The organism is Mycobacterium sp. E796, from assembly GCF_001672815.1.
Classification (GTDB): Bacteria; Actinomycetota; Actinomycetes; order Mycobacteriales; family Mycobacteriaceae; genus Mycobacterium.
This window is the reverse complement of record NZ_LZKK01000004.1, coordinates 26,760-49,914: the sequence shown is the minus strand read 5'-3', so window position 1 is coordinate 49,914 and position 23,155 is coordinate 26,760. Positions and strand designations below refer to the sequence as shown.

Sequence of the window (23,155 nt, the reverse complement as noted above, 5' to 3'; positions counted from 1 at the left end):
TCGAGCATACAAGTCACGCTTGTTCGGAAAATAGTGATATAGCGTCGCTCTCGACACACCTGCGCGCGCCGCGATGTCCTCCATCGAGACGTCTTCATAGGGTGCTCGTGCGAACATCGCGGCGCCGGTGTCAAGCAGCTGTTCGCGACGCTGCCACGGCAGTAGCCGGTGCCTTGTCACGTGCCGACGATAGTTGATCATCAACACCCTCGACAACACATACAGGTAAATGATCCAACGATTAGAAGCAGGTGGGTTTGCCTCACCATCGTCGAAAGTATGTGACCGGGAGTATCGCGCGACAGGCGAAAAGCTCACACCATTGGACCAGATGATGAAGTCGTACCGACGACTCGTCGACGTCGTGGCAGTCCTCGAAGATGCACTGGTATGGCACATTGGCGCCGGCACATGGAGAACTCCGCCCGAGCGCCGGTTAGTGAGCAGGAGCAAACCAAGGCGCGAGACGTCCTCATGTGAGCCGCCTGCGGGGCGCCCCTACCCGTCAGTAGAGCAGGTCGATGACGCGATCTTGCTTTTGCGTCCTGGCAATATAACGGCGCGCGCTCTTCATGTGTTCGCGCCACGCCTGCTCGGCGCCCTCACCGTCTCGGGCCCGGATGAGTTCGGCGATTTTCTCGTAACCGCGCAGGGCCCGCCGATCGGCGCGGCGCACCTCGTCGCTGTCCGGCCCGATCTCGATTAGCGACTTCGCCAGTTCCCGCTCGATAATTTCCGAAAGCATGCCGATCACCGCGGTCAAGGTATGGTTCCCGGACAGCTCTACCAGCTTGACGTGGAACCGCACACCGGCCCTGCTGAACTCGCGGGGATCGTCCACCGCGGATCGGACGTCGTCCAGCGCAACGTCGAGTTGTTTGAGTACGTCCTTGGTTGCCGACTCCGCTAGCCGCCGCACCGCCGCCGGTTCGATGGTCAGACGCGCATCCCAGACGTCGCCGATCGTGGTGCCCGACAGCATCAGGATCATGCCGAACAGGTCTGCCACCGCATCGGGCCCGGGGAGGGTGACCCGGGCGCCGCCAGGCGGACCGCGGCGAATGGTGACCAGTGAATCACCTTCGAGCAGCCGAAACGCTTCCCGTAGCGTGGGACGCGACACACCGAAGCGCTCAATCAGTTCCGCCTCGGTGGGCAGCCAGTCACCGTCGACGAGTTCGCCGCGTGCGATCATCCGCCGGATTTGACCGGCTACCTGATCCGACATTTTCATGGGCCGGACTCGCTCATGAGCGCGGACTAGGCCGTCACGTTGCCATCCAGCCACGCCCGGTCCCTCCCAGAACGATGTCATCGGTCAATGAATACACACAATATAGCAAATGTAGCTCCGCCAGCTTTAGTCGCTTCAACGATCACGCGTCGCCGGAACCATCTCCGGACTCGTTGCGGCGCTCGTATCAGTGAATTACGCCGGCGCGGCCCCAGGAAGCGACGCTTTCACCCGATAGCGCGTCGACGAGCAGCCACTGCGCATCGGCATAACGTCGGTAAATGGCGTTTTCGCCCTATCCAGCCGCCCCGGCAACGTCGTCAACGTGAAGGCTCGACCAGCCCTCTCCCGCATACAAATTCGTCGCACCTGCCGTAGCCGGTTTACCAATCGTAACCCCGAGCTGCACCCGCCGTTCGCCTCAGCGTTCGACCACCCCGCTCGCGTGGAGTCGCCGGATCGACCGACCGTACCCCGCTTTCATCGATGTCCTTCGTCCGACCGAGTTTACGGCGCAGCGGCGAAAGCGAGGCAGCATTGCGGACGATCAACGTCCGTATTAGACTCCGGGCGGATCACACGCACAACTGAGCGTGCAGGGCACCGGCGTCGCGGGCGGGGCGCAGCGTGGTTCGGATCGTCGCGCACCGCATACGCATCCGCGTCCCGCATCGACCCATCAGAGGAAGGACCGATGAGATGAAGAAGGTCATCGTGACGGGGGCCGGTTCTGGGATCGGCAGGGAATTCACCAAGCTTTGCATTGAGGACGGCTCCTGCGTGCTCGCGGTCAGCCTCGTGCAGTCAGAGCTGGACCAATTGGCCGAAGATTACAGTTTCGCGGCGAGCCGCCTGGAGACGTTGCAAATGGATCTGTCGAAACCCGATGCGGCCGAAGCACTCTTGCGGTGGTGTAACGACCACGACTGGTTCCCCAACTGGCTGATCAACAATGCGGGTTTTGGGTGCTTCGGAGACGCGGTGGACCTGCCCACCGAACGCGTGGCCAACATGCTGGAGCTGAATGTCGTCACGTTGACCATGACATCGATGCTCTTCGGCCATGAGATGAAGCAACGACGCGGCGGCGCCATCCTCAACGTTGGGTCCACTGCCGGCATGGTCCCCTCCACCCGCATGGCGGCCTATTGCGCCAGCAAGTCCTACGTCAACACTTTCACGTATGCGCTGGCAGCAGAGCTCAAACCGTTCGGGGTAACGGTGACGTGCTTGACGCCGGGCGCCACGCAGACCAAGTTCGCTCAGGCCGGTGGAATCGACGAATTCACTGGAAAGTCAATGCTGCAAAACATGTTCAAGAATCACAAAGCGGGCTCACCCGCCGAAGTCGCCCGCGGTGGATACGATGCGCTCGTCGCCGGCAAGACTCAGGCGCTGGTCGGCAAAGGAGCTAGGCTTGCCGCACTGATGTCGCGCGCGGTGTCGCAGAAGCGGCTACCGACCCTGCTCAAAAATCCGTGACCGACGGGCCGGCATTTCCGGCGGGTTCCACGCGTCATTGATCACCGAAGAAGGTGTTGTCGCGAGGACTCATGCGACCGTGGGCACACGCACGGGGGTTGCGATCTCACCGGTCTCGATCGGCCGTGTCCCGGACGTGCACGCGCGGCCCGACTTGGAACGCTAACGCCGGTTGGGCGGTCATGGAATACCTTGGTCCCTGCCCGCGCCCACGCCAACCATTGTGCCAAACGGCGTCGTCAGGAACGCCGAAGTTCCAGAATGGACTACTCCGGCGGGGGCTGGTAGTGCGCCGCGGAGTTCCGCAGCTGCCAGATTTGCTCGGGGCACATCAGATTAACGGCGTTGGATACGAGATAATTCGCGGCGAATTCGTCACTCGGAGTGATGTCACTTTTCACTTCACTCATTACTTGGGCATAGCTTTCGCCCTGAGCCACTTTGTCGCAGATCGCATGCCCGTAGCCGATCGCGTCGTTGTTCGGGAAATTGTAGTGTCTCCTGACGGAAACGTCATACATGTATTCCACCTCGGGCGCTGGGGCGGCGTGCGCGCGAGGCATGGCTCGTTGGGCCGCTCCCGCAACGCCCGCTCCGCTGATTAGCAACGCGATCAGCAAGCCGCGCCCCATCCCACCTCGAAACCCTATCCACTCACCACGGCGAATCCTCTTGCCACTGGCCGCTCTACGTCCGCCACGGGATCCTCCTATACCGGGCCTCAACTCGCCCGCGAGACAAAAGCGAAGATTTAACACCGTATGATTTCTCCTAGTATAAGTTCGGCAGAAACCACTTTAGGACAACTAGGCAAGTTATGAAATACTCTGGGCCAGTTGGCATGCGGAGTCGAATCTGCGAGGCGAGTGCGTGGCGCCGTGCCGATCGTCTACGAGTGCTGGGTGACGACATGACGACATCTATAGCCGCCCGGGGTTCCCGACGGCACGACGGCGGTACATCATCCCTCAGTCCGGCTGGTCAGCTTGACTGAAGCCAGCGCGGCGTTCGACGTTTTCGCACGAGCAAACCGGTTGTACGCGCCGAGGGAGTCCGGCCGGGACGTCTCAGAGCTCACTCGAGCAGATCCAGGCCGCGTGCTGGTTACGGCCAATGATTGGGCCCGGCGGGTTTCTCGAGATCGACGACACGGTCTAGGCGTCGCTGCCAGGTTCGGTATTCGATATGAGCGCGACCGGAGAATCGCTCTCTGACAAGGCTTTTCATTTGGCGCCCAAACCTCTATATTCTGTATAGGACAGCAACAAACGAGTTAACGAGGCGCGGCATATGGACCCGAGCATTGATTACGACGCCAGTGACGAAATCGAGCACTTCTTCAACTGGCTGCCCTGGGCACTCAGAGGCGTCCACCCAGCGCCGGCCTATCCACCGGACTAGTTGACTCAACAACATTGGCCGCGGCTGCCGTGAGTCGCCGTCGGCGCGGCCATCGCCTCGGTATCAACTGAGCCAAGCCCTGGTACGCGTGGCAACACGAGCAACAAGCCGCCAGGCTCAACACGTGCGTGTGCCAAATGCACGATGGCGTGAGCTTGACGGTTAGCGCCACCCGCAACTAGCTCCTCGCGGCGCCGGCCTGGCTATCTGATGGTGGTGGCGAGGTGGCCCGACATCGCCGATAGTTGCGGCCCCCAGCTGCTCCAATCGTGCTGCCCACCACCGCTGATATCGAAGTGGCCACTGGTCCCGCGCACGGTGCGATAGTCCTGATAGAACGCGCGGTTACTGCCTTGGGCTTGATCGCAGAATCCGATCATCGCCGCCGGATCACTACATGTCAGGGTCGTCGGGCTGTAGACCCACACTTCAGTGTTGTTGTCGGCTAACAGCTGAACATGTACGTCGGGATCGTGCCACTTCCAACGGCCTAACTGAGGTGCGCCCCACATGTTGCCAGTATCGACCCCGCCGAATTGGGCCAAGCCAGCCGAAATGGCACCGTTCATGTCCGTGGCCGAGGGAGTGAGGAAGCCCGAGAGCGACCCCGCGAAGCGGTAGCGATCTGGGTGAAACTCCGCCATCGCCAATGCGGCGGTGCCGCCCTGCGCTACGCCAACGATGGCATGACCCCCGGGGGCGAGGCCTTTGTTCGCGGCCAACCAGTCGGGGAGCTCCTGGGACAAGAAGGTCTCCCACTGCTTGCTGCCGTCGTGCTCCCAATTTGTATACATGCTCCACGCGCCGCCTGCGGGCGCGACGACTGCGATGCCCTTACCCGATAAGGTGCTCATCGCATTACCGGCGGTGACCCAGTTGCTGACGTCAGGTGCGGCATTGAATGCATCGAGTAGCACGACCGCATGCGGGCCACCACCCTGGAAAGCGACGGGGATCTCGTGGCCCATGGCAGCCGACGGCACCATCAACGTCTCAACACCCGCCGCGTGCGCGGTCACGCCCGTCAACGAGCCGGCAGCCAGCACCATCGCCAAGGCTGCCCGCATCAACACTGCTCGCATTACCACGTACCTCACCTCGTTGCGTCCGCCTGGCTCACGCCACGGCCGATCAGCATGCCACGCGTATGGAGAATGTCCGGTTTGTCACCACGCTTGGCTTATCGACGTCAAAACCCCGAGCAACGCCGTCGAATGTGTACGTTTGGCCTACTAAGCCCGCCCGCGCGTCGCCCTGAACGTTCTCGTGATAACTGCCGGTGAAGCCCTCAACGTTGTTGATGGCAATCGATTTCGCCGTCAGACCTCTACTGGTATCGATGGCTATCTCGACTCCAGCGGACCGATCACCGATAAAGATCGTGGTGGCCGAACCACCCGGCGAATTGCAGGCGACGTGACTACTGCCAGAACCCGCTGCGGCATCAATCGACACCAGCGACGTGCCGGCGTTCAATGAGCCGCGGGGTTTCGGTGCAGCAGCCGGCGTCGACCCGCACCCGGCGATAGCCATGACTGCCGCCGCGACTGCGACCAACACCCCGTTGCGCATGCTCTTCACCGTTCATGAATGGTTGGACCCCGAACCTATCGTGACCGCGCCGCCGGACACCAGCCCTCAGATATAGATTCTTTAGTTAAACCCCGTCCGCCGCTCTGAGCTGCAACGCTGCAACCGAAGTATCTAGAGAATCTTGATCTTATGGTTGACAACATGTGTGATGCACACTACATTCCCCCGATGTGGTGGGGCGACGTTAGCGCGGAAGGAACAGCGGAGGTCGACGAGGGCGCCGATGGCAGGAACAGCAGAGGGACTCGGTGTGCACTGGCTCCCGAAGAACACAGATGCCGACACAAAGTGCCGGTTTTGTGCGTCGCAGTCCCAGCGGCAGAAACCCCGCTCGGTGTCGCGGTGCCAGGGCACGGTGGGATCGCCTCGGTCAGGACGTACGCTCGAAATGACACGCCGATGACCAGCCTCCTCAGAACGCCGACGCGCCCCTCGGTCTCAACCGGTGTATCCCATCGGCTAGCCCTGCACCGGTTGTCGCCAGTTGGGCAACCCGTCGCCTGCCGCGAGGCGCCGGTTCCAGGGGGGGACGGACACGGCCGATCCGTCATGGCTTACACACTTCCGGCTTACCGTGTTCGCGAATTCGCTCGAATGGCGGCCATCAAGCGCTGGGATATCCGGGCTGTCCTGTCCACTGCCGGCATCGCCCCAGCGTCTGTGCACCGGGCTTGCCCAGCGATCACACCGGAAATGGCCGCTGCGGTCCTCCGCCAATTGTGGGCGATGACCAATGACATGTTTCTGGGCCTCGGACCGCATCCGGTGTCGCGGGACACGGTGCGAGTGTTGGCATTCGCAATCTCGAGCGCACCGACGCTGGGAAGCGCCCTGACCCGACTCGAGCAATTCGCGCCGCTATTCGCCGGGTTGCCCGCCCCGGTTGTGTGCTCAGCGGGCGGTCGAACCACGCTGTCGCTGCGCCTCGACGAATTCGACGACACGCTATCGCTTGTTGCGGACTCAATTCTTATGGTCGCCCACCGCGTCATCAACTGGGCCACCCGCAGGCAGGTGGACCTCGAGCGTGTCGACGTTACTTATCAGCGACCACGCGGAGAGACCGATCACGATCTCATCTTCGGCGCTCCCACCTATTTCGGTATGCAGTGCAACGCGTTGACTTTTCCCACAAACGTCCTCACCGCACCGGTGGTGCGCCGCCAAGAGGAGATCGAGCAGTTCCTCACAGATATCCCGTCAACGCTTCTGTCGGAATTCGAATTCAATGCATCCCACGCGCTTCGGGTGCGCACCATGATCGAGCGTTGCTTGGGACACCATGTCTGCTCTGCTGACGAGATAGCTACCGCGATGGGGATCAGCCGCCAGACTCTGCGTCGTCGGCTGCAGGAGGAGAACACCTCGGTCAGCGCTATTCGAGATGACGTGCTGCACAAGGCCGCCCGAGACAGCTTGGCTCAAGGAGGGGAAACCGTGTCCGCACTGGCTGGCCGACTTGGCTTTTCTGAGCCCAGCGCTTTTACTCGAGCGTTCAGGCGCTGGACAGGAGAGTCGCCATCCGCGTTCCTGCGCCGACACGTGGCGATAGCGTGACCGCTGCTGTCCGGCAGCGCAATACGGCTGTAGAGCGGGCTCCGAGGAACGTAGATCAGGTTGTGTCGATAAGGGCGTTGAAATGATTCGGTGGTTGGCACTCCCAGTGGCAGTAGTGGCGTTGAATGCAACCCCCTGCGTCAACGCCTACGCTTCGCCGTCGGATGCCGGCGACACCAGCGGGGGCGGGCAATGCACCTGGCAACCGATACCACCAACCGTCGTGATGTTGTCCAACACCAAGATGGCCACGGCCGGGATGCAGATTGGCCCCTGCACCGTGGAGGGTAATCCCAGCGGAATGACGATATGCCTGTCGATCAAAGGTGAGAGTTCGGCCGGTCGATGCAAGGACACGATGAGCTCCATGCCAGTGCACGTCTATTATCCTTACGTCGCAGGCGCGACATATGTGACGAAAGGCATTGGCTGCGTTGAGATCTACGTCGAACCGTTCAAGCTATGCCAGACCTTCGGTCCGACCGAATACACGCTGTAGTGCTGCGGCGCCTACACAGGGTCAAACTCGGACATCATCCAACGATCATTGACCTTGTTCATCGTGACGCGCACGGTGGACTGTAGGTCAGTGGGCGGCTTGTCACCAACCGTGGTCGTCTGGTCGACGTACAAGAGCAAGACCGCGCGGTCACCGCTGGCCGACACCGCCGAGGCCGCCGGCACAGTCGCCACCGTTGAGATGTGCTGCTGATGCGAACCCGGGATCACCACTTTATTGATCAGATCCTCATACTGCCGCCGGAATGATCCGGTCAGGCGGGGGGCCGCCGCGGCCAGATCCTTGTCAACGGTCTCGGGTTTATAAGACAGCAAGGCGACAACGGTGCCCTTGGCTGCTTCTATGGATTCGGCTCTGGCGGCGGCACTTTCGTGCATGACTGCCTCCTGCCATTTCAGGAAAGCCGTAACGAGCGCCAACACCAGCGCCAAAGTAGGTAGCATCCAAAAGGCGGCGATTGGTGCCCAGCGCTTCTTGCGTTCGCGCGCGCCCAGCCCCCTACCCGCCGTCGCCAGGTCGGCGTTGCCCGCCTCGTCGGTAGGTTCTTGCGAATCCTCCACCGACTCAACCGTGGTGGTGGCCGCCTTCTGCGGATCGGCCTCCCGAGATGCTTTGTCGGAGCCGGCGCCTGTCACCGCCTCGTTCGAGTCATTGCCGGTGCGTCGGCTTCTGGAAAACATTTGAACAGAAATCCTTTCGAAGCCTTAGCGGAGGTCATTCGATTCGAGTGCTCGATGCCGCATCAGGGCACGAACTTGACGTCAGAAACTTTGACCTCATCGCCATCCTTATGCACAGAAACGCGCATTCGCCATGAATGTGGTTGTTGCTCTGGCTGATTGACCATCGTGGTCTTCACTGACATCGCCACCATCACCTGAGCGTCATTGCCAGACATCGATTCCAGCCCGGCACCGATGACCGTGCCGACCGACTTCGACTGCACCTTCTTGACCACATCGATGAATGGCTTCGAGCGGGCGGCAAAGTCTTCTTGGAAGGTACCCGTCGCTGAGTCCACGATGCGCTTGACATCGGTGTCCACGTGCTGCCAATCGATCGTTGTGAGATTCACAGCGCCTTGTCGCGCCACTTGAACGAACAGTTCCCGCTGCTCGTCGGCTTGGTGCAACTGATAGATCCGGAAACCGAACCAGCCGGCCGCCGCGGCCAGCGTGACGACCGTCGCTATGCCGATCAGCACCGCCTGCTGCACACGTGAAAGCGATCGTCTCGCGCGCGGCGCAACCGTCGCCGGGTCCGTTTCGCCCTCAGCGTTGTCTTCGGTACTGTCGCCGCCCGGGTGATGGATCGTCTCACCCGTAGCTTCGACGATGGCCTCGCCGGGGTCGCCGGAGCCACCCAGAGGGACGTCCTCGGTGCAATCCGGTTCTGATTGCGTCACTGCTCGTTCGGCGGCATCAACATGTCCTGCCACGTTTTCTCCTTTACGGCACCGCGCGCGAGATCCCTTTGGGTATAGATCTTCCCGTCGGGACCGACGTAGTCGCCTGTTGCTGGATCGTACTGCGCCGCGGCGATGGGCGGAAGCGGCGGCGCCGCGGGTGATGGCGGCGCGGCCCCGGACGGTTTGGCCGCCGGGCGCGGCTGGGGGATGTCTTGTCCGGTCGTTGTTGCGTTCGGGTCGCCCTTCCAGTTCCACCCGTCGTTTAGCGGCACATATTCTTCGTCACTTTCACACATCGCGGCCGTCGGGGCGCGCTTGCCGGGCTTGGTCTCACACGGATAGTTCCGCGCGCCGCGGACATCGGTTGGCGCGTCCTGCGGGATCCGGCAGTAGAGATCGCCGTTAGGACGGTCGGGGAAGTCCTGGGAGACCGGCGTACGGATCTGGCTGGATGGCAGGAAGCCCGTGGTGCACGGCTTAGGAATATTCAAGTTCAGGTTGAACGCCAGGAACGCGCCCGGTCTCTTGGTGAAGCGGTTCGGCGTCAGAGGGCCCTGGAATATCTCAACCCCGCGCGGCAGCAGGACGAGGACCGCCTCGAGGTCGGGCCGGTAGGTGACCGCGACCTGGTCAACGCTGACCAAGTTGGACAAAAAGATCGGCAGTGTCGGTTGTAACCGGTCGAAAAGTCCACGCACCTCAGCGGCCGCTCCGGGACCTTTATCCAAGATGCCCCGTACCGCGGCGTCCTTGTCGTGGAGCTGCGAGCTGATGCTGGCCAGGTTGGTGGCCCACGCTCGGATGGAATCAGAGGTGCGGGTCTGGCTCCCCAATATGGGCTGGGCGCCTTCGATCAGCGCGATCTGCGAGTCCAACGTTCTGCGAGCGTCGCGCGCCAAATTGGTTGATCCAGTCACCAACCGCGACAGGTCCGGCCCAAGCCCGGCGAACGCGGTGTATGACTCGTCCACCACTGTTTGGAGGTTGTCGCCGGGAATCGCCTTCAGCCCGCGGTTGGCGGCCTCGAGCAAGCCGTTGATGTCCGGCTGGACCTCGGTCCGATCCTGGGGAATCACGTCGCCGTTTTTGAGGGAAGGACCCGCCCCGCTTTGTGGGGATAGCTGCACGTACTGTTCGCCGATCGCCGACACGCTGTGCACCGAGGCCTTGAGATCGGCCGGGATCTTGAAGGCGGTATCAAGTTTGAGGACCGCTTCGGCGCCGTTCGCTCGCAGACGAACGGCGTCGACGCGTCCGACCTCGACGCCGTTGTAGGTGACATTGCCGCCGGGGTAGAGGCCCCCCGCCGCGGGCAGTTGCAGGGTCACGGTGTAGCGGTGCAGGTCGAAGAACGCTGTCGGGATCTGCATATAGCCGAAAAACATGACGGTCACCGACGCCACAGCGATGACGGCGAACACCGCCAGCTGGAGCTTGATCGTCCGCGTCAAACGCATCTCAGGGCCCTTGATCGAAGTGGTACGGCGCGACGAGCGGATTGCGCGCGGTGTACGGGCTGGGCATCTGGCCGAGCGTGCGGCCCCACTGCAGTTCCAATTCCGTCAACTGGCCCTCCCACCGAGTACCCGTGAACAGTCCCGCATCGAGACGACTCAGGGTCAGGTCGAAGATGCCGGTCAGGTTCGCGAAATCGCCACGCACCCATTTCGACAGCGTGTTCTTAGGCCAGGGGAACGTCGCGAAGTAATCCAGCGATCGGGTCAGTGCGGGTCCCGCGTCCGCCAACGACTTGAGCACCGGCCCTAGATCGTTGAGTTCTTTCACCACGTTTTCTTTGGTGCGGTTGACCGAGTCCGCCGCCAGGGCACCGAACTTGCCCACTTTGTCCAGCGCCTCGGTCAGGTTCTGGCGCTCATCTTTGAGGACAGTCAGCGCCCTGGGAATTGTTTGCAGTGCCTTATCGAGTACCGGCCTCTGGTCGGCGAACTGTGCGACCAGATTGTTCAGACTGTCCGTCGCCGCGATGATGTCGTCCTTCTGGTCGTTGAGGTATCCGACGAAGGTGTCAAGCTGCTCAATCAACTGCCGAAGATCCTGATCTCGGCCGCTAAAGGCGGTGCTCAGCGCGGCGGTGATGTCTTGGACCTGACCGAGTCCGCCACCGTTGAGCAACAGGGAAACGGCGCTGAGCGTTTTCTCGGTCGACGGATACGCCGCGCTAGACGACAGCTGAATCACCGATCCATCTCTGAGCTTTCCCTCGGGGGGGACGTTTGCGGGCGGCGCGAGTTCGATGTGGACCGAACCCAGCAAGCTTGTCTGACCGAGCTTGGCGGTCGCATTGGCGGGCAGATCGACGTCAGGGTCGAGGCTCATCGTGACCAGCGCATGCCACCCCTGCAATTCGATATCGGTGACATTGCCGACGGTGACATCCTTGACGCGAACGCGCGAGTTCCGTTCCAGATTCTCGACGTCACGCATCTCGGCGCGCACCGTGAACGAACCGGCACCACCACCATGCGTCCCCGGCAGGGGAAATGTGTTCGCGCCCTGAAAATTACGCAGGTAGCCGCATCCCGAAAATGTAGTGCAGACGACGGCGAGGATGGCCACGGCGGCACACCGCAGAGATATCGATCTCATTGTCCGCCCGTCGGGGGGGTCATCATGCCGGGCAGACCTTGCGCCGGGTTGGTCGCTATCGGCGTGGGTACGATCGGATCGCTCGCCAGCGGGCTGTCCGGTCGTGCCGGCACGTACGGTGCTTGGCCATCATTCGGATTCGCGCCGGCACCGTAGGCATTAAAGATTTGATTCGCCGGCGGCGGCGGGCCAGGTTGAGAACTCGGCGCTGGAGCTTGGCCATTGTCGCCATTGGGCGGGATGTAGTCAGGACGCAGCCAGTCTTCGCTGTAGGTGATCTCGTTGGCGTGCGCCACCGCGCCCACGAACGGGTTCATCCCGAGCGGCAAGAAGTTGTATTGCCGGTTTTTGATGATGGGCGCCAAGTACTGCACGCACAGCTTCGCTGATTGTTCGGCGTTCATTCGTGACGCCGCCTGCAGCGAGCCGCACAAGAACTGGATGGGGTTCGCGAAGTTGGTCAGCGCCAGCGCCCCCGTCAGCCCGCCTTGGGCGGGCTGGTAGATGTTGACGAAGTTCTGAAACGCCGTCGGAGCGACATGCAGCGTCTGTTTGATATCGGCGAGGCTTTCCACCACCGCAGACGACACCGCGGCCAGCTTGTCCGAGGTGGTGCCCAAGGATTCGCGGTTGTCGGCGACGAAATTCTGAACGTCGCCCGCGACGTCGTTGAGATCGCGCACCGCGCGAGCGACCTCATTGGGATCGTTGGCCAACAGATTGGTTACCGCAGCCAGGTTACGGTTCAGGTCAGCCATGGCACCTGAGCTGTCCTGCAGCGCCGACACCAAAGTGGCGAGATCTTGCAGGGTGCCGAACAGATCGCCGCTGTGGTCGCCTAGCGCACTGATGGCCTGGGCGAGCCTGATCACGGTCTGACGGATGTCGGCGCCCTGCCCGCGGAGATTGTTGGCAGCGGTGTTGATAAACGCACCGAGGGTGCTGGTGCCCCCCGGCTGAGACGGTTGCAGCGTCTGCGTCAGGCGTTGCAGTTGCTGGCGCAGATCATCGAACTCGACGGGCACCGCCGTGCGGTCCTGCGGAATAATCGTGTCATCGGACAGCTGCGGGCCGCCGGTATAGGCCGGTGTCAGCTCGATGGCGCGGGCGGTCACCAGGTTCGGGGACAAAATCACCGCTTTGGCATCGGCGGGCACCTGATACTTCTTGTTAAACCAGAACGAGACCTTCACCCGCGTCGGCTGCGGCTCGATCTTCTCGATTTTACCGACCGGTACGCCGAGGATGACCACGTTGTCGCCCTGGTAGATGCCATTGCTGTTCGCGAAATACGCCACCACGTCAATTCGCGCGGTTCTCGCGTCGGCGCCGCGCATCACCGCCACAGCCCCGCCGACAAGGGTTACCGCGAGCGCCGCCGCCAGCACCGTCCTTGCCTTCCTAGACCTCACCGCGCTCCTCCTTCGGCGGGCGAGCGTCCCGTGGGCGGGGAGACAGGCCCTGGCCCGCTTTGTCCGGGCTGCTGGGGCGCCTGCACCTCGCCGGGTGCCGGCTGCAGCGGCGGCGTTGTGGGCGGCGCGACAAACTGCTCCCCCGGCGGTGCGACTGCGGGAGGCCCGGGAGGCGGACCGCCGGGCGGCGGCGCGGGCGCCGGGTTGCGGTACGGATAGCAGCCGGGTCCAGGCAACGGCACGCCGGGCGGGCCGCACGGCTGGTCACCCGGGTTGCCCGTGATGGCATCGGGCAGATTGCGTCTCGGCGGCCCATCTTGACCGGTCCTGGGGTAGGGCAAGGGCAGCGGCGGTGTCGCCGGCTGGCCGGTGGGGGGGTCGGCGCGCTCGGTGGGTGCCAGGGTGGCCGGATCCAACCCGAGGTCTTTAAACGCCGCATCAATAAACGGCTGGATGAATTGGCCGGGGAGCAGGTTGGCGAGGTAGGCATTGTAGAACGGCCCCGACGCAACCGATTCGCCTAGTGACAACGCGTAGTTGTTGAGGCCCTTGATGGATTCCTGGATCTCCTTTTTGCGGTGATCAAGGATCGCCAGCACCCCGTTGAGTTTGTCCAGAGCGGGCTTGAGCGGTTGACGGTTCTCCTCGATGAAGCCCTTGACCTGCTGCGCCAGCGCGGACAAATTATGGGAAATCTGGTCGAGCGCCCCACTCTGCGTACGCAGTTCCGCAAGCAAGTTGTTGGTGTTGACGACGAGGTCGACCACTTTTTGGCTGCGTTCGGCCAGGACCGCCGTCGCTTTCTTCGCGTTCTCGAGCAAGGTCCGCAGTTGCTCGTCGCGGGCGTCGAGAGTCTGGGAGAACCGACCCACGCCCGCGACGGCTGCCCGCAGCTCAGGTGCGGTGTTGGCGAAGGTGTCCGACAACACTGCCAACGAGGTCGACAGCTGGTCGGTGTTCAGGCCGCTGATGGTTTTGGAGAGATCCCCCAGAGCTTCGGGTAGCTGGTACGGAGAGGTGGTGCGTTCCAACGGAATGGTCTGCGTGAGCTGACCGTCGCCGCGAGGGGTGATCTCGAGGACTTTGTTGCCCAGCAGAGTCGCTGTCTTGATCGCCGCTTCCGCGCGGTTACCCAGCCGGATGTGGTGGTCGATCTTGAAAGTGACCAACACCCTCGGACCGTCGAGGGTGACACTTTCGACCGTGCCCGCCTGGAACCCCGACACACGTACCTTGCTCTCGCTGGACAGGCCGCCCGCTTGCGTGAAATAAGCGGAATAGGTCGTGCCGGAGTCGAAGAGGGGCAGCTTCTGGTAGTTCAGCGCAGCGAGCATCAACGCGAGCGTCACGCCGATACCGACCGACCCGATCACAAACCGGTTGCGGTCAAAGAAGGGCTTCATCGGGGCGCGCACCTCCCGGACTTCTGTCCGGCGAGTTTGATGTAGACCGGTTGGCCCCCCTTACCGTTTACTTTCAAGATCAAGTCACAGAGGTAGAAACTGAAGTAGTCCCCGTAAAGCCCGAGTCGGCCCAAAATCTTGTAGGCGTCGGGCAGGGTGGCCAGCAGATTGTCGACGAAGTCGTGGTCGGCCACGACCAGTCCCGCGGTGCGGTCGGTCTGAGCGACGACCTGTTTCAGCGGCTGCCGGGCCTCGGCGAGCAGATTGGCGATCGAACCGGCGGCGGCATTGCTGTAAGCCAGGCCGTTGGTGACGTCCTGCTTTCGGGCTTCCAATCCGTCGACCAGAGCCGAAAGGGAGTCAATCGCTTGGGCGAACTGCTTGCTTTGGCCCCCGAGCGACCCGAGCACGGTATTGAGATTGCCGACGACTTGGCCGATGAGCTGGTCGCGGTCGGCCAGGGTACCGGTCAAGGCGGCGGCCTGGTCGAGGAAAGCGTTGATGTTGGCGCCCTCACCCTGGAAGGCGCTGATGAGCTGGCCGGTCAGCGCGTTCACTTGCTCAGGTTGTAACGCGCGAAACAGCGGACGGAACCCACCGACAAGCGCGTCGAGATCCAGCGCGGGCGCAGTGCGGTCGATGGGAATCGTGTCGCCGGGCTTAAGCCGACGCAACCCCCCGGGGCCCTCCCCCAACGCCAAGTACCGATTGCCGATCAAGTCCTGATAACGGATATCGACACGACTGCCCTCGGTCAGCGCCACGGTGTCACGGACGCCGAAGGCCACGCGGACAGTGCCGTCGTCGTTGATCGTGATGTCCTGCACCTTGCCGACTTCGACGCCGGCGATGCGGACAAAATTGCCGCTCTTGAGGCCCGACACGGTGGTGAAGATCGCGTTGTAGGTCTTCTCCTTCTGACCAAACCGAAGCTGGCCGAAGACCGCGAAAACCCCGACGACGAAGAAGCCGCATACGACTGCATAAATGGCGAGGCGCCAGAGCGTGCCGGTCAAGTGTTGTCGCATATCCGCCTTTCTCGTTCGCAGTTGTCAGGATGTCGGGACGTCCATTGGCGCCAACTCGTCGGCCGGGGACGCCGGCGACGGCGCAGCAGCCGGCAGTGGTGGAGGCGCGATCGGCACCGGGGTCGGCTGCACCTCCATCGGGTGCGCAGGCGTAAACGGCTCCAATCCAAACACCGGCCCCGGATCGCGCGGCTGACCCGGCGGCGGTGCCGACGGCAGCCCCGGATAAAGCGGTGCCCCATCGGGGGCGTACTGCTGCGCCCCATACTGCGGTGCCCCGGGGTACGGGACGGGGCCCGGAGCAGGACCGCCGGCGGTGTTCTTCAGGCTGGGCGGCTGGGGCGTCCCCCGCGTAGTCGGGAAGTAATTGGCCCACCCCGGAAATCCGATCCCCGGGTTAATCCGAATGTCGTTGCCCGTGCCATACCCGGAGTTGGTGACGACATAGCGGACGGGCCAGTTATTAGACACGTCAGGCAGCGATCCGCAGCCGGGCTTGCCACCCGGACCACCCTTTTGGCCGGTGATCGGCAAGTTATCCGGATATTTGTACGGATCGTCACCGAACAACAGACCGGCATCGAGAATGACGGAATAGCCATTTCCGCCGACGTTGTCGAGAAACTTGAAGTTAGTCATCAAGTTCTGCCCCCCGAGCAGAGTGCACGTCAGTTCGGGGTTGTACTTCATGAGCAGCCGCGTCGTCGGCTCGAGCATGTTGACGCCCTGGACCAGGTTGTCCCGGTTCGGCCCGATCAGGTTGATACCGCCGTTAGACAAGCCAGTCACATTGACCAGCAGCGAATCCAGCGACTTGGCATCGTCGGTGATGGTGGTGCTTGTCGTGCTCGCCGCGTCAAGCACGCGCAGGAGGTCTTTGGCCGCGGACGCATACGTGTCGTTGAATCCCTTGAACGCGCGCCAATCCTGACGGATGGTGTCGCTGCGGGAGTTGAGCTGCGACAGGTACTGGTTTGCATCGGTGATGGCTTCGCCGATCTGTTGGCCCTTGCCGCGCAGAGCATCGGACCAAGCGGACAGGACGGCGTGCAGCTTGGTGACGTCGATCTTGTCCAGCACCTCGACGAGGTTGCTGAAGGTGGTGTTCGTTTCGTCGCTGACCTTGCTGGCGAATAGCGTTGCACCCGAAGTCAACTGCCTGGAACTCGGGTTGTCCGGAGCGACGAGCTCAACGTACTTGGAGCCGAAGGCCGTGGGCGCGGTGATCTTGGCGCCCACGTTGGCCGGGATGTACCTCAGGTCGCTGGAATAGATTTCGAGGTCTAAGCGCACCGGGCTACCGGGACGGATCGCTTTGACCCGGCCGACGAGCACGCCGCGATACTTGACCTTGGCGTACGGGTCCATCACCAGACCCGATCGGTCGGCGGCCAAGGTGACCTTGGCGTAGGAGCGAAAATCGCGATTAAAGGCCAAGGGTGTGATCATCCCGATGGCAGCGATCACCGCGAGGAGGATCCCCGTCCACCACGCTGGATGCAAACCACTGACGCGTCGTTTCGTAGCCACCGTCATCAACCCGAAAGATTGAAGTTGCCCGAACGGCCGTACAAGACCAGTCCGGCGACCAACGTGACGAGAGTGGCCACCACTAGCGCCGTGCGCACCGCCCGACCGGTTGCCTCACCCACACCGGCGGGCCCGCCGCTGGCATGAAACCCGTAATAGGTGCACACCATCATGATCACCGCGCCCTGGAGCATGACCTGCACGAAGGCCCAAATCATGTCGGTGGGTTGCAGATAGGTGTGGAAGTAGTGGTCGTAGACGCCGACGGACTGGCCGTAGGCGTACCGGACTACCAGCCGCGTCGTGACGTTGGTCAAAATCGACGACAAACAGAACAGGGGAATGACGACGATCACCCCCGCCACCACACGCGTCGACACGAGATAGGCGATCGAACGGATGCCCATCACCTCCAGCGCGTCGATCTCTTCGCTGATGCGCATGGCCCCAATCTGCGCAGTCGCACCCGCGCCCACAGTGGCGGCCAAGCCGATCGAGGTGATCAGCGGGGCGACCAACCGGGGATTGATGTAGGCGGCGAAAAAGCCCACCAGAGCCTCGACGCCGACCCCGTTGAGCTGGCTGTAGCCCACCGTCCCGACCACGATGCCGGCGTTGGTCATGATGAACGCGACCACCGCGACCGCCCCGCCCATCAGGGCCAAGGCGCCAACACCGAGGCTCATCTGCGCGATCAGGCGCAGCACCTCCAGCGGGTACCGCATGACGGCTTCGCCGGTCTCAGCAACCGTTTTGACGTAGAAAGCGGTTTGTTCACCCAGCCGATTCCAGCCGTCACCGAACCTGCCCAGATTCCGGCTTATCCGTGGGAGTCGTTGCACTGCAGGCGCACTCACGATGTCACCGTCGTACCAATAGTCGTCAGCAAAGTGTTGATGACGATCAACGCCAAAAAGGTATAGACCACGGTTTCATTGACCGCGTTGCCGACACCTTGCGGGCCGCCACCGACAGTCAGCCCCTTATAACAGGCGATCAGACCGGCAGCCATCCCAAAGAACGTCGCCTTGATGAAACTGATCGAGACATCGGGTAGGCCAACCAGGAAGGTCAAGCTCGCCGCGAAGCTCCCCGGGTTGACATTGTTGACGAACACGGCAAACGCGTAAGTGGCGGCGAGGCCAACGAAACACACCACTCCATTCAGCAACAGTGCGTTGACAGTCAGCGCCACCACCCGAGGCAGCAGCAACCGCTGCACGGGATCGATGCCCATGACCTTCATGGCATCAATCTCCTCGCGGATAGTCCGTGCACCCAGATCCGCGGTCATCGCCGTCGCTGCGGCACCACCGACCACCAGCACCGTGGTCAAAGGCCCGGTCTGCGTAATGACACCGAGCGCCGCTCCCGTACCCGAAGCGTCAGCGGCCCCGATGTCCAACAGCAATACGTTCAGGATGAAGACCACCAGGGCATTGAACGGGATGGTCAGCGTGATGGCCGGAAACAGCGACACCCTTGCGACAAACCAGGACTGTTCGATGAACTCTCGCAACGAAAAGCGCTTGGTAAACAGCGCCACCAGCGTATCCAGCGAAAGCGCGAAGAAGCCGCCGACCTCGCGGACCGGCTTAGCGAAGGCCGACGTGGCCACCACGGGGCCCACCGCCCTTCTGCACCACTCTGTTAACCATCGCTTGCTGCATCTCTGATCTGGTTAAGCTGAGCGATCGCAGTCTTCTCCGCAGGCACCAACTGCCGCGCGAGAGTGATCGCGTCCGCGTTTTGTCCGGCGGCGGTCTCGCGGACAGCGGTATCGAGCGCACCGGCGTGCAGGGCGAGAGCGATGTCGAGCCACAACTGGTCGAACGCGCTGCCGCGGGATCCGGCCAGCCTGTCCATGGTGGCCGCATCGGCCACGCCTTGGGCCTCAGGCCGATCCACGCTGCCGGCCGTCGAACTGTCGGTATTCTGCGTCCACTGCACCAAAAGTGCCTGCGCCACCGTGAGTTCGGACTGCATAGCGGCCGCGCTGTTCCCGGCAAACGATGTGATCGCCGGACTAGTCGAGCGTTGCGGCACCAAACTCGACAACTTCATGCCTTGCCGGTGCTGAGCGGTCACCGCGCTGACGAACGCGTCATCGGCAGCGGTGTGGGTGGCTGGCTGGGCGTTGGAAACCGGAGCCTCACCGGCAGAAGACCCGACGTGCGTAGCCGCCACCGATCCGCTGCACGAACAAGCAGTCAGGGTCACGCTCACGATCACTGCACACGCCGAAACGCTGCGACGTGCAACGCCGCGGAAATCGCGACAACGCCCGGCCACTGTTCGCACACTGCGCGCGCCTTCGGTCGTTGTTCCCTGTAACAAATCGACTCGCTTCTGCCGTCAAACTCGGTGGCTAACTCATCCTCGGACTCAGGCCTCACACCAGCCCGCCGGACTTCCCGTGCCACACGTCCCCTCAATGCGACCCTCAAGCGGCACCACCGCCATCGCACCGCAGTCGGACCACTATATGCACTTAGTTAGATGTCTGGCGATGACCAGACGGATCAACTCAACTTGACATTTCGGCTCACAGTTTTTGACGGAGGTGATAGTTCCAGGTGTGCGGAGCGCCGACACCAGACGCCGACTCATCGTTCGGCCGAGGCAGGCTGCTGCCACGAAGCGCGCCAACGAAAGCTAGCCTCCGTGCCCCCTACCTCCGCTGGCCCGACCTAGTTACGCTGTGAGTTCGCTTCGATTGACCTCCAAAGGGTTCCGGTAGTCGCGCAGCCAGTGCGATACTGCGCAAAGCTGGTCTGACCGAAAGTTGAAAAACCATGCACGGTTTGATCTTCAGGGCGATCGTCGCGATAAGTGTTGCGGCAACCTGCATCAGTCTTGCCGCTCCTGTCGCCGCCGATCCCGGCAACGATTCATGTCCTCCCGCCAGCCCATTCTGCCGGCTGCTCCCAGCCTTCCCCAATCTCGACCACGACGTCGATCTGACGCAAGATCCCCAAGGCCTTGACGGCGCTACCGCCGTCCCCTCACCGCCCAGCCTGACCCAACCACCTCGCTAGCGGCGAAGCTGCAGTCGCGCCAACAACGGGCTCGCCATCGCCGCCGCAGATGAGCCCGGCCCGCCGAACACGGGTCGACGCAATAGAGCGCTCCCAAGCCTCGACACCCAAGCGCCCTCGAAGTGACACCGGCAAGGCTGTTGCCTCCGGCCGGCCGACGTTGAAGACGTGTGATCGCCCCCGGCTGGTCTCGCTCTCGACATCTGCAGCATCGGCGGCCAGATGGAAATCCAAACACCCACGAAGACAACGATTATGACGCGGCGGCGCTAGCCCGACTCGAAAAGTACTTCGGCGAGTGATACCGGTTGTCACCGGCAGTCGATGGCGAGATTTCGCGTTTGACTGACTATGCAGACGAGCGCACAACTGCCTGTGCAACACTCAGGCCGGTGAGAGGCTTTGGTTCACCTCGACTTGTATCACAGGGGTGGTCTGAGTTGCATGGCCAGCTCATCTTGGCGCCGGTCTGACGCGCGAAAGCGACGCCTCGCGGGGACCAGTTGTGCCCGTCTAACCCTGGTTCGCGACATCACCCTTGCCGTAAACCGCAACGACGACCGTTCGATCAAAACTGCTTTCCGACCACACCCCGATGTCGATATAGGAACAGTCCGTCATGATGGCGTGGTAGTCAGGCCGGTAGTACCACTGGTTGATCAACTCAATGCCGCTCATCGCCAGCGCGGGATTCGTCGCGACGGTTTCGGCGACCGGGCCACGGTAGCCCGCATTGCGGGCCCGGTCGGCCACCGAAGTTCCGTCCGACCCAACATCGCCGTCAAGCGCATGGTTGTTGAGCACGTCGTCGGTATGCCATTGGGCCGCCAGCCGCAATTTCGGATTGATCACGATGTCGGTGGGGCAACCGGCTTGCTTTTGCAGGGTATAGACGTCCTCGACCACGCCGTTGTTGAACCTGGCGTTGTCGGCTCGTGCCACAGGGTCGGCGAAAACGGTGCCGCCGATGACCAGTAGAGCGCCCGCGCACCGGCAGGCGACCGATCGAGTCTGCATACGAACCTCCCGAGATGTCGGCGCCCCCAGACGTGCGGCGAGGTGAGCCCTAGCCGAGTATCGTGCTGACTCGCCGCAGTTTGGTCAACTAGATCATCTAGCTAAACCCGATTGACGGCGAGCGATGACGATGTTCGCCGATGCAGACGCACAAGTCCTCGGCCGCAACACATCGGTCCGGCCTTGGGCGCTGAATGGCTGCACTCTTCCAACCATCCCGCTCATCAAGTCCGATAGCGCGGCTACCCCCCGGACCGCTGCTTCGGACGGCCCCGCGCATTTCTCATTCACTCCGGTCACTACGCTCATGACGAATTCCCCCGTACGACCGTCGTTCCCGCGCATTAGAACGGATGCGGTCGTCAAATCCACGACCAGGTTTAGCGAGTGGACGTGACCACGAGTTCGGAGCGATCATGCCTCTCTCTCAGTTGACTACTCAGCAGCGCGCCGCGGTTTTGGAGAAGACCCGTGCCGGCCGGCGTCAGCTCACGGCCCGGTTCCAGAGGGGCGATATCGACCGCAGGCAAGTGCTCGAGGATGCGGAAACGGATGATTTCTCGGGCCCCATGAAGGTGTCGACGCTGCTGGAGGCATTGCCGAAGGCGGGCAAGGTCAAAGCACGGAAGATCATGACCGAGCTGGAAATACACCCAGCTCGGCGGCTCAGGGGTCTGGGGTTCGTCAGCGCGCGGCCCTACTGGACAAGTTTGGCGCCACAGATAGCAGCGCATCGGCGCGGTCCAGCGCGCCAGCCCGTCGCATAGCCCAAGGCTGCGAACAGTCGCGACGTGTCGCCGTATGGCATCCGATGACCAGATTCACGCGGAGCCTCAGTGGCCGCTGGTGATCCAGGCGCCCGGGGCGCCGGTAAACCATGAATCCATGGCCGCACCCAATAGCGGAGTCCAGATAATCCACATCAATTCCGATGCCAAGGCAATGACGGCCGCGTACGCAACGACGATCACCACCCTCTCGCGCAGGTGCACTGGCCGACTGCGGACGACAGACAGCGTCGCAGTGCCCCCACGGCTCCCGTCCGGTTCAGCATCAGCAGACTGATCGTGCATCGAATTGTCGGGGCGCATGCGGAACATGTCACCGCTACGGCGATCCCAGAGGTAGCGACAGCCCACGTACATAAACAAGGTGACAGTGCCCGCACACGGGCCGTTGGTGATTGGCATGCCACCGAGCGTCCAGCCGGAATTCTGGTCCCAGAAGTAGGTCCACAATTGGACATATGTCGTCGCGGGGTATTCGACCAGGATATTGAACAATCCTCCACCGATAAATATCACTAGGTATTGCCACCGCCCGAACCGGTGCTGCAACCGTCCCGAGAGCGGCAAGAGCACCAGGATTGGGATTGCCCAATACCAGCCGTAGGCCAATGGCATCACCAACGGCAGACTCACTCCGTGGATTGTCCACAGACTGACGAATCGGTGGTCATAGCCAAGCTCGAGCGGTCCGATGTCCTCGTACCACTCCCACATAAAGCTGAACAGGGAACCAACGACTACGGCATAGAGATGCCACCTCGCCGCGGAATCATCCCGGTAGCGTTGCTTGATCATCCCGAAGATCACCACAAGGGCTGCGACACAGAAGATTTCGAAGGCGTAAACGGCCCACACCGGTGTGTTGCTCGTCATTCTCCAACTCCTTGCACGATGCTCCCGGCTCTGACAACGATCTAGGCACAGTCGCGACTATGGAGCCCACTTTCCGACGAAAATAGATCGCAAGATCTATTGTTGTCAAGGGGTCGCACGCCGTTGCGCAGATCATGAGCGCAGCGTCAGACATGGACGCCCCGACTAGACGCGGGCGCATCCGCAAGGCGCCGATGCACACGCTTGCGGTACGCGGAAGGATCCGAATGCCGGCGAGCCCACCGCTTACTTGCCTGCGTAGCA

The 23,155-nt window shown here is 62.2% G+C and carries 21 protein-coding genes and 2 pseudogenes; 4 read left to right on the top strand and 19 right to left on the bottom strand.

The window, feature by feature from the left end; translation table 11 throughout:
• Both A5706_RS31875 and A5706_RS00390 read right to left on the bottom strand, forming a co-directional pair.
• On the bottom strand, positions 1-180 hold a 180-nt coding region (locus tag A5706_RS31875), incomplete at its 3' end, for a helix-turn-helix domain-containing protein (protein ID WP_231984904.1).
• Between the two features lie 325 nt (positions 181-505).
• Positions 506-1,228 (bottom strand): FadR/GntR family transcriptional regulator, encoded by a 723-nt coding sequence (locus A5706_RS00390; RefSeq protein ID WP_255406284.1) that lies wholly within the window; start codon positions 1,226-1,228, stop codon positions 506-508.
• Positions 1,229-1,933: 705 nt separating this feature from the next.
• Between A5706_RS00390 and A5706_RS00385 the strand changes: the two genes are divergently transcribed.
• On the top strand, positions 1,934-2,716 hold the full coding sequence (locus A5706_RS00385) for an SDR family oxidoreductase (protein ID WP_068125935.1): 783 nt from the start codon (positions 1,934-1,936) through the stop codon (positions 2,714-2,716).
• 266 nt (positions 2,717-2,982) lie between these two features.
• Here the strand turns inward: A5706_RS00385 and A5706_RS00380 are convergent, their stop codons facing one another.
• Positions 2,983-3,336, bottom strand: a complete 354-nt coding sequence (locus tag A5706_RS00380) for a DUF732 domain-containing protein (protein ID WP_231984900.1) — start codon at positions 3,334-3,336, stop codon at positions 2,983-2,985.
• A 670-nt stretch (positions 3,337-4,006) separates the two neighbouring features.
• Here A5706_RS00380 and A5706_RS35105 point away from each other — a divergent pair.
• A pseudogene (locus A5706_RS35105) lies at positions 4,007-4,117 on the top strand (CAP domain-containing protein); the annotation flags it as partial.
• A 203-nt stretch (positions 4,118-4,320) separates the two neighbouring features.
• On the opposite strand, the gene A5706_RS00375 reads toward A5706_RS35105, so the two are convergent.
• Complete coding sequence (locus A5706_RS00375; RefSeq protein WP_369831773.1) at positions 4,321-5,184, bottom strand: alpha/beta hydrolase-fold protein; 864 nt, start codon at positions 5,182-5,184, stop codon at positions 4,321-4,323.
• Positions 5,185-5,248: 64 nt separating this feature from the next.
• Complete coding sequence (locus tag A5706_RS31870; protein ID WP_156766874.1) at positions 5,249-5,689, bottom strand: lipoprotein LpqH; 441 nt, start codon at positions 5,687-5,689, stop codon at positions 5,249-5,251.
• Between the two features lie 615 nt (positions 5,690-6,304).
• Between A5706_RS31870 and A5706_RS00365 the strand changes: the two genes are divergently transcribed.
• Positions 6,305-7,267, top strand: a complete 963-nt coding sequence (locus tag A5706_RS00365; protein WP_068125931.1) for an AraC family transcriptional regulator — start codon at positions 6,305-6,307, stop codon at positions 7,265-7,267.
• Between the two features lie 147 nt (positions 7,268-7,414).
• Here the strand turns inward: A5706_RS00365 and A5706_RS32755 are convergent, their stop codons facing one another.
• From A5706_RS32755 to A5706_RS00300, 13 genes are all read right to left on the bottom strand, one after another.
• Entirely contained in the window at positions 7,415-7,636 is a 222-nt protein-coding gene (locus A5706_RS32755) for a hypothetical protein (protein WP_156766873.1), read from the bottom strand.
• A gap of 141 nt (positions 7,637-7,777) precedes the next feature.
• Complete coding sequence (locus tag A5706_RS00355) at positions 7,778-8,467, bottom strand: hypothetical protein (protein ID WP_156766872.1); 690 nt, start codon at positions 8,465-8,467, stop codon at positions 7,778-7,780.
• Between the two features lie 62 nt (positions 8,468-8,529).
• Entirely contained in the window at positions 8,530-9,225 is a 696-nt protein-coding gene (locus A5706_RS00350) for a hypothetical protein (protein WP_082964090.1), read from the bottom strand.
• Positions 9,189-10,652 (bottom strand): MCE family protein, encoded by a 1,464-nt coding sequence (locus A5706_RS00345; RefSeq protein ID WP_068125927.1) that lies wholly within the window; start codon positions 10,650-10,652, stop codon positions 9,189-9,191. Before A5706_RS00345 ends, A5706_RS00350 begins: the two co-directional genes overlap by 37 nt.
• A gap of 1 nt (position 10,653) precedes the next feature.
• Positions 10,654-11,802, bottom strand: a complete 1,149-nt coding sequence (locus A5706_RS00340) for an MCE family protein (RefSeq protein ID WP_068125926.1) — start codon at positions 11,800-11,802, stop codon at positions 10,654-10,656.
• On the bottom strand, positions 11,799-13,190 hold the full coding sequence (locus A5706_RS00335) for an MCE family protein (protein WP_255406283.1): 1,392 nt from the start codon (positions 13,188-13,190) through the stop codon (positions 11,799-11,801). Before A5706_RS00335 ends, A5706_RS00340 begins: the two co-directional genes overlap by 4 nt.
• Before the next feature lie 20 nt (positions 13,191-13,210).
• Positions 13,211-14,617, bottom strand: a complete 1,407-nt coding sequence (locus A5706_RS00330) for an MCE family protein (protein WP_068125948.1) — start codon at positions 14,615-14,617, stop codon at positions 13,211-13,213.
• Positions 14,614-15,645 (bottom strand): MCE family protein, encoded by a 1,032-nt coding sequence (locus tag A5706_RS00325; protein ID WP_068125925.1) that lies wholly within the window; start codon positions 15,643-15,645, stop codon positions 14,614-14,616. Before A5706_RS00325 ends, A5706_RS00330 begins: the two co-directional genes overlap by 4 nt.
• A gap of 24 nt (positions 15,646-15,669) precedes the next feature.
• The gene (locus A5706_RS00320; RefSeq protein WP_068125923.1) at positions 15,670-17,181 is read right to left on the bottom strand and encodes an MCE family protein; all 1,512 of its coding nucleotides are present in this window, start codon (positions 17,179-17,181) and stop codon (positions 15,670-15,672) included.
• Positions 17,181-17,900: an ABC transporter permease gene (locus A5706_RS00315; RefSeq protein WP_231984898.1), complete on the bottom strand. Its 720-nt coding sequence runs from the start codon at positions 17,898-17,900 to the stop codon at positions 17,181-17,183. The genes A5706_RS00320 and A5706_RS00315 overlap by 1 nt, the downstream gene beginning before the upstream one ends.
• A gap of 128 nt (positions 17,901-18,028) precedes the next feature.
• Complete coding sequence (locus tag A5706_RS00310; RefSeq protein WP_068125946.1) at positions 18,029-18,796, bottom strand: ABC transporter permease; 768 nt, start codon at positions 18,794-18,796, stop codon at positions 18,029-18,031.
• Positions 18,797-18,825: 29 nt separating this feature from the next.
• Entirely contained in the window at positions 18,826-19,401 is a 576-nt protein-coding gene (locus A5706_RS00305) for a DUF305 domain-containing protein (protein ID WP_197517712.1), read from the bottom strand.
• 1,325 nt (positions 19,402-20,726) lie between these two features.
• Positions 20,727-21,230, bottom strand: a complete 504-nt coding sequence (locus tag A5706_RS00300) for a CAP domain-containing protein (protein WP_068125918.1) — start codon at positions 21,228-21,230, stop codon at positions 20,727-20,729.
• 416 nt (positions 21,231-21,646) lie between these two features.
• Between A5706_RS00300 and mihF the strand changes: the two are divergent.
• Positions 21,647-21,951 (top strand): annotated as a pseudogene (mihF, locus tag A5706_RS00295) (integration host factor, actinobacterial type); the annotation flags it as partial.
• A 112-nt stretch (positions 21,952-22,063) separates the two neighbouring features.
• Here mihF and A5706_RS00290 read toward each other — a convergent pair.
• Complete coding sequence (locus A5706_RS00290; RefSeq protein WP_156766870.1) at positions 22,064-22,891, bottom strand: hypothetical protein; 828 nt, start codon at positions 22,889-22,891, stop codon at positions 22,064-22,066.
• Positions 22,892-23,155: the final 264 nt, after the last annotated feature.